Origin of the sequence: Clostridium sp. Marseille-Q2269, from assembly GCF_943736985.1 — a bacterium.
GTDB lineage: Bacteria > Bacillota > Clostridia > Clostridiales > Clostridiaceae > Clostridium_F.
The window spans coordinates 82379-89848 of record NZ_CALSFS010000016.1 but is presented as its reverse complement, the minus strand read 5'-3'; the positions used below and the strand labels follow the sequence as shown (position 1 = coordinate 89848).

At 26.0% G+C, this 7470-nt stretch carries 8 protein-coding genes and 1 pseudogene; 2 read left to right on the top strand and 7 right to left on the bottom strand.

Features of this window, described 5'->3' with window-relative positions; all coding sequences use genetic code 11:
* The 3 genes from NGI68_RS15125 to NGI68_RS15115 all read right to left on the bottom strand — a co-directional run.
* On the bottom strand, positions 1-940 hold a 940-nt coding region (locus tag NGI68_RS15125), incomplete at its 3' end, for an MBOAT family O-acyltransferase (protein ID WP_502799399.1).
* Between the two features lie 173 nt (positions 941-1113).
* On the bottom strand, positions 1114-1599 hold the full coding sequence (locus NGI68_RS15120) for a DUF4358 domain-containing protein (protein ID WP_251862273.1): 486 nt from the start codon (positions 1597-1599) through the stop codon (positions 1114-1116).
* A gap of 94 nt (positions 1600-1693) precedes the next feature.
* A complete protein-coding gene (locus NGI68_RS15115) occupies positions 1694-2491 on the bottom strand; it encodes a GDSL-type esterase/lipase family protein (protein ID WP_251862272.1) in 798 nt (265 codons plus the stop codon).
* A 587-nt stretch (positions 2492-3078) separates the two neighbouring features.
* On the opposite strand from NGI68_RS15115, the pseudogene NGI68_RS15110 reads away from it, so the two are divergent.
* A pseudogene (locus tag NGI68_RS15110) lies at positions 3079-3306 on the top strand (amino acid permease); the annotation flags it as partial.
* Entirely contained in the window at positions 3287-3493 is a 207-nt protein-coding gene (locus NGI68_RS15105; protein ID WP_502799400.1) for a hypothetical protein, read from the top strand. The pseudogene NGI68_RS15110 and the gene NGI68_RS15105, both read left to right, overlap by 20 nt.
* A gap of 255 nt (positions 3494-3748) precedes the next feature.
* On the opposite strand, the gene NGI68_RS15100 is transcribed toward NGI68_RS15105, so the two are convergent.
* The 4 genes from NGI68_RS15100 to NGI68_RS15085 all read right to left on the bottom strand — a co-directional run bounded on the left by NGI68_RS15100 (position 3749) and on the right by NGI68_RS15085 (position 7288).
* Positions 3749-5086, bottom strand: coding sequence for an ABC transporter permease (locus NGI68_RS15100; protein WP_251862270.1), 1338 nt, complete (start codon positions 5084-5086; stop codon positions 3749-3751).
* A 3-nt stretch (positions 5087-5089) separates the two neighbouring features.
* Positions 5090-5752 (bottom strand): ABC transporter ATP-binding protein, encoded by a 663-nt coding sequence (locus NGI68_RS15095; RefSeq protein WP_251862269.1) that lies wholly within the window; start codon positions 5750-5752, stop codon positions 5090-5092.
* Between the two features lie 233 nt (positions 5753-5985).
* A complete protein-coding gene (locus tag NGI68_RS15090; RefSeq protein WP_251862268.1) occupies positions 5986-7050 on the bottom strand; it encodes an FAD-binding protein in 1065 nt (354 codons plus the stop codon).
* Complete coding sequence (locus NGI68_RS15085) at positions 7034-7288, bottom strand: helix-turn-helix domain-containing protein (protein ID WP_251862267.1); 255 nt, start codon at positions 7286-7288, stop codon at positions 7034-7036. The genes NGI68_RS15090 and NGI68_RS15085 overlap by 17 nt, the downstream gene beginning before the upstream one ends.
* Between the last annotated feature and the right edge of the window lie 182 nt (positions 7289-7470).

Here is a 7470-nt window from a genome sequence, read left to right as displayed (position 1 = left end):
CAATTACCATAGTATATAAATTTGAAACAAATCCGTTAAATTTTTGAAGAACTTTTCCTAAGAACATTTTTTCTAAAAATATAAAAAATCCAAAATAAAGTCCCCAAAATATAAAGTTCCAACTAGCTCCATGCCATAGTCCAGTAGCAAACCAAACAATAAATAAATTTCTACATTGTTTTATTAAACTAACCCTATTTCCACCTAAAGGTATATATATATATTCCTTAAACCAAGATCCTAAAGAAATATGCCATCTTCTCCAAAATTCACTTACACTTTTTGATGTATAAGGATAGTTAAAATTTTCAATAAACTCGAAGCCAAACATTTTTCCAAGACCTATAGCCATATCAGAATATCCACTGAAATCAAAATAAATTTGTAGTGTGAAGGCTATTATCCCAAGCCAGGCTGAAACAATAGATAGAGTAGAAAATTCCATAGATTTTATGTTTGTCCAAATAAGCCCTACATTATTTGCAATCAAAACTTTTTTTCCAAGTCCAATAATAAATCTTTCTACACCATCACCAAATTTATTAAAATTCTCTTTTCTATGTTTTAATTGGTAGGCTATATCACTATATCTAACTATTGGACCTGCAACTAATTGAGGAAACATTGTTACATAAGCTCCAAAATCTATAATATTTTTTTGTACTTTTACCTTTTTTAAATATACATCTATTACATAAGATAAAATTTGGAAAGTATAAAAAGATATCCCAACTGGTAGTGGTATATTATCTACAATTATATTTAATCCAAATAAATAATTAATATTATGTATTATAAAAGTAAAGTATTTAAAAAACCCTAGCATACCTAAATTTACTATTAATGTTATTATAAAAATTCTTTTAGCAAGCTTTTTATTTCCCCTATGTTTATTAATAAGTAAGCTGGCAAAATAGTCAAATACTATACTAAATACCATAAGATATATATATACAGGTTCTCCCCATCCATAAAATATTAAACTTACCATTAATATAGTAAGATTTTTTATTTTCTTGGGTGATATAAAATATAATAAAAAAGTAATTGGTAAAAAAACAAATATAAATATTAAACTACTAAAAACCAAAAACATTCACTCCGAATCTTATTTTATTTGAAGCTATTATTAATATCTTTCATTATTTTATCTGCATTTTTTGATACAACTAATATTAAATAATTACCTTTAATATCTAAAATATGACTTTCTAATAATTCATATTGCTTAGGTGCATAATCTTTAAATGTATTAGCTTGCTTTTCAATTCTTTCTTCAACTTGCTCTTTTATAGAATCCATATTCTGTTGGTCTTTAAGTTTTAGTATAAGGATTTCATTTGCTTCCATATTGGTCTTTGGAGAATAAAAAGCAAATTCTTCTAATTTTCTATAACTAATCCCATAAGTCTTTCTAAGTTTAGATTTATTACCTTCGTTCATTGATGATAAATCTGCATTTTTTTTTATATTTGTTACTATTTCAGATACTTTAGGTGATTTAAAGTATATAATAGAACAACCACTAGAAAAAATTATAAAGAAAGCAACAGTAATAAACATTACAATTTTGTTTTTATTTTTTTTTAAATAGTTCATACTAATCTTCCTATCTAAATCTACATATTTTAACCTATAAAATAATAATGATTATTAAATATATTTTTTATAATTACTTAAAACAATAAATTCACTATATATTGGATTTAATTAATTTTTCTCTTAAAAAATTCAATAATAAATCATAAAACTTCTTAGTAAAATGTATTCCATCTGGTTCATATAAATAATCTTTTCCAGCTACTAAATATGTAATATCCACAAGATTAACTTTTTCCTTTTCTGCCACTCTTTTTACAACTTCTAGAAACTGTTTATTTCTAACAGAAGAAAGTAATTTATTTTCATTCTCTGCTTTAGGTTGCATTGGTAGTACAGATTCAATATATATTTGAGAATTTGGAAGTTTCTCTTTTATATCTTCAATTAGTTTTATATAATTGTTTTCAAAGTCACTAGGGTTAGAAAAAAGTTCTAAATCATTTGCTCCATATAGCAAAAATATTCTCTTAGGATTTAACCCTACTAATTTAGATATGGCTTTTCTGGCTTGTATAACACTTTGTCCTTTTTCAGCTAAAACAGAAGAAGGATTTAATATATCGTAAAATTGTAAAGCTTCAGTTATAGAATCTCCCATAAAAACAGAACTTTCAAAAAACACCTTATTACTTTCAGAACTTTTTTTACCTACTAAATCCATTTTAGTATCTTTAGAGCCACTGTCTTTATTTTTTGATATATTTTTCTCTACAGTATCAATACTTTTATTTTCAAGCTTTTTTAATATAGCATAATTTTTCTCTACTAAAATTTTTTCTTTTTTATTATTTAAATGTGATTTTATGGTAAATGAAATAATTACTACTGCTATAGTTATAGATAGCAATAATATGTTTTTTCTCATTTTTTCTGTATGAATTTTTTTCATCTTCTACCCTCTTACAAAAAAATTGTTTAATCATATTACAAATATATTGTTATTAATACATAATTTTATACTATTTATGATATAGTTTTTCAAAAATAATTGGGTTACAAAAATATTAAAAACACTTGCTACAATATTAAAATAATTCTTTATAAAATAATACTACTGTAAATGTGATTCTATAAATTAACTTTAAATAGTACAACCAATTAAATTATTTTTATACTACTATAAAAGATCTTGTATATTAACGAGCAAAATTTGGCATGGTAGATTTTTAATATAAGATAAACTATTGCAATAATAAATGGATCTCAAATAAAAAATTAAGTATTTATAAATTACACTAATTACCTCTTGGCTTTAATATAAAATCCGAGTATTATAGATATTAAAATATTATTTACATTTTATTAAAGGAGGTGGAAGATGTACCCAAAAATCATACTCTTTAATCCTAAGAAAGCTCTTAATAGATTCTTTTGTTTTAAAAATATCCCAAGAATATTTAAAGCAAAAGAATCTATTATTTGCTTTAGAGGAAAAAGGGAGCTCTAACCTGTATAGTTAAATTTTGAATATATCATAAAATATTTGCAATGCCTGCTTACCTTTTTATATTAAGTATGATTTTTATGATAATTTATGGACTTATAAAAGATTCTATATACGGTGCACCAGCCCCTATGGTTCATCAATAAATAAAATCTACCGCAGAATTAAGTCTTTTCCTTATTTTAAAAGCATTTTCCTCTGGTTGTTCAGCCTTAACTGAATTAGAGGCTGTAAGTAACTCTGTTCCAAACTTTAAAGAGTAATGCTACAGCTAAAAATGAAAAAATAACAGTTATGATACCTGAGTTTATGACTCATACATCTTTAGGAAAAGTTTTGCACAACCATACTGGCTTTATAATTAGAGAAAGCTTGCTAAGAAATAAAAATCTAATAGTATCAACCTATCCATATCATCTAGAAGAAACTGATGCAGAACTTGAATAAATACTTTATTATATTTTAAATAAAAAACATAATAAATCAGTATAATAAAAAACCCACACATTGAACTATCCAGTTCACATTGTATGGGTTTTTATAATTCTTTTGTATAACTTCTGTCTACCATAAGCTGTCTTCAATTACTTTTTTGTTATGTCTAATTGGAAAGTAATTTACTAGATATTCTTAGAAACTTAAAAATTTACATATAAACATACTATTATTAGTTTTATTATTAACAAATAATTTATTAATTTTCTATTCGTATTTTAAAGATTCTATAGGATCAAGTTTTGAAGCTTTATTAGCTGGATATAAACCTGCAACTATAGATATTAATATGGCAAAACCTATTGTTCCTAAAACCAACCAAACAGGTGTAACAAAAATATTAGGAATATTTTTAATTCCCTTGGATTTTAAGAATCCAGTTAATGCTACTTTAATAATTCCTGTATTTACTATACTAAACACCAATCCCATTAAGCCACCTATAAATCCAATAGTTGCAGACTCTACAATAAATAATTTTCTTATATCGGCTCTGGAACAACCTAGTGCCTTCATAATTCCTATAGATCTTGTTCTTTCATATATAGACATAGTCATTGTATTAATTACCCCTATGGAAGCAACAAATATTATTATAATACCCACTACTGAAAGTACAGCTTGAATTATAATAAAACCAGACTTTATATCCTTAATTGAAGATTGTATACTTGTGACTTGATATTCCATTTTAGATATTTCATCAGAAATTGTAGAAACATCAGATAATTTTTTTGCTATAACCTGTACTTGGCTTGGACCTTTTTCAGCATAATAATTTTTTTTCATGTTTGTATAATCTAATATATCTTTAGCGTCTTCTATAGACATTATTACATTAGCGTTATCTGAAAATTCTTCTCTAACTAAACCAATGACTTTAAACTTTTTAATTAAAGGATCTATTTTTGGTATTCCTGGAGCCTCTAGAAGTTTTGCTTTAATTGTAATCTCTTTCCCTATAACATCTTTAGCATTTTTAATACCTAGTTTTTTTAATAAGTTTTCACTTATTAATACTGAATTTTTATCCTTTGAAGTAAGTATATTTCCATAAATAATAGGTTTTAAATCTTTTTTATTTTCTCTCATTCTTATACTGTCTATCTGATCCTTAGTAAAAATTGTATAGTTTAAATCATAGGCAATATTAAAAGAATTTTTTAATGCTTTTCCCATAAACTCTATATCTGTACCATTTGCGTAACTACTAACAGTGATCTCACTTACAGAACTTATATTTTTAATTTTATCTAAAGCTTTTTTATCTATAGGAACAAACTTTTTCTTTTGTTTTTTATCATTTTTATTCATATCTATTATTTTATCAGCTTCTTCAACATTACGAGGACTCACCATAATTGTATTTGCAGAAGTATTAGCTTTTATTGAATCTATTGCTATTTTTTGAACTCCTACTCCGATACTTACCATAAGAATTATTAACATAGTTCCTATTGAAACTGCAAAAGAAGTAAGAAATGTTCTCATCTTTCTTCTTCTTAAATTTTTAAAGGCTATTTTGGAATAACTTTTTAGCTTCATATATTATTGCTCCACCTTTCCATCTTTGATTTTAATAATTCTATCTGCAAACCCTGCATCCTCAATATTATGGGTTACCATAATTACGGTATATCCCTTATTTTTAAAATTAGTGAGAATATCCATTACAGCTTTTCCTGATTTGGAATCTAGATTTCCAGTGGGCTCGTCTGCTAATATTATTTTAGGATTATTTACTAAAGCTCTAGCAATACTAACTCTCTGCTTTTGTCCTCCTGATAACTCTGTAGGCTTATGCTTCTTTCTATTTCCCATGCCTAAAGCTTCCAGCATTGAGCTTGCTTTATCCTTCATCTCTCTATCAGACTTACCAGCTATCATAAGAGGCATCATAACATTTTCTAGGGCTGTAAGTGTTGGTTCTAAATTAAAAGATTGAAATACGAAACCTATTTTTTCATTTCTAAATTTAGACATGTCTTTATCTTTAAACTTACTAATATCTTCACCTTCAACAAATACATCTCCACTTGTTGGTCTGTCTAGCCCACCTATCATATTCATAAGGGTAGATTTTCCTGAACCTGAAGGACCGACTATAGCAACAAATTCCCCTTTTTCTATTTTCAAACTAACATTGTCTAATACAGTAATTTTATCACTGCCAATATTATAAGTTTTGGTTATATTGTTAATCTCTATCATTTTATAGCTCCTTTTTTTTATATATTTTTTCTTGAAATTATTTGTTCTTATTGTTATTTATTTTTATAATTACTGATATTTTTACGATTATTTGTTTCTTTACATTTATTTACTTTACATATGATTATTTGTTTGCTACGCTTATTTATTTTCTCATATGACTATTTGCTTTTTATGATCCAATAAAAAGATGCAAATAATAAATTTAACTTTATAAAGTAAATTGTTTAGCCCTAATTTTCAACAATTTCAATACTTTGAAAACCACTTTTCAATACCAACTTACGTAAAAAAGAATTGTACATAAATGGGCATTTTAACAATTTAAAAAATATTTTTAAGCGGATATTAAAAGTTTTTAATCTATACTTCTTATTAGGATTTTTGCTATGAGAATTTAATATTTCACTTAAATAGTATGCACTGTTAATTGCTGAGCTGATTCCTTCTAGAGAACTAGGGCTTATAAATCCAGCGGATTCTCCAACTAAAAATATATTATCTCTACCACAGCAGAAATCAAATAACTTAGAAGGCCGCAGAACCAAGCAAGCTTCTGTTTTTATAGGTTTTCCAAATTTAAATCCTATTTTTTCTAACTTTCTTTTTTGATTTTCAAATGCCTTTTTACCATTATCTATTGGGAATGCACCCCCAAAAATAAAATGATTATCCTTAGAAATAGACCAAGAACAACAATCCGTATTCTCTGGATCAAAAATGCAGGAATAAAATGGATTAGGATGAGTTTCGATGAACCACTGCTGTATGGACATATAAGTCCGTATTTTTTTATTAGGATAAAGAGTTTTTCTTACCAATGAATTGGCACCATCTGCTCCAATTAAATATTTAGTTAGAATGACTTTCTTTATACCATTTTCATTAAAAGTTATCTTGTACCCATCTTGTGTTTTTTCAATAAAGGAGCAATAAGAATTATTGTGAACTTCTACATGACTAGGAATAAGGGATTTTAACCATATATCAAATTTATGACGATGAACATTAATATAAGATCGCTGATAGTGTTGTATCAAATCATTTTTTAAATCTATGGTTTTCACGGCAAAAATCTGAGGATCTACCATAACATCCTTAGGAAGATTTATATTAAATTTGGCCAATGCTCTTTGTGCATCAGAAGATAATAATCCTCCACAGGGCTTCTGAAATCCATTTTCTAGAGTCTCTTTTTTGTCAATGGCAATGATTTTGTATTCTTTAGAAAGCAATCGTGCCAATGTGGAACCACCAGGTCCTAATCCAATAATTGCAATATCATATTTCATAATCATTATTTTTCACAGTTCCCTTCCCATTTTCTAAATTATTCTGTTGTATGTATTCTAGAATATCCCCTGGTTGGCATTGGAGTATCCTACATAAATTATCAAGAATAGTAAAACGCAAAGCTTTTGCTCTTTGATTTTTAAAATTTGATATATTCCCCATTGTTATTCCTAATTCTTGTGATAAATCTGTTAAAGATATTTTTTGCTTTGCCATCATAACATCCAAATTAACTAGGATCATACTCTATTCTCCTTTTCCCATATGAAACTACTTTTTCTTCATATTCAGTAATCCTTTTGAAAATAATTTTTCTTTGCATTCAGTAATTCTTTTAAAAATATTTTTTTATTTTTATATTATTATATATTAACTTTTAAATAATTACAATAATTTTTTATCGTTATTCTTTATATTTTTATTGT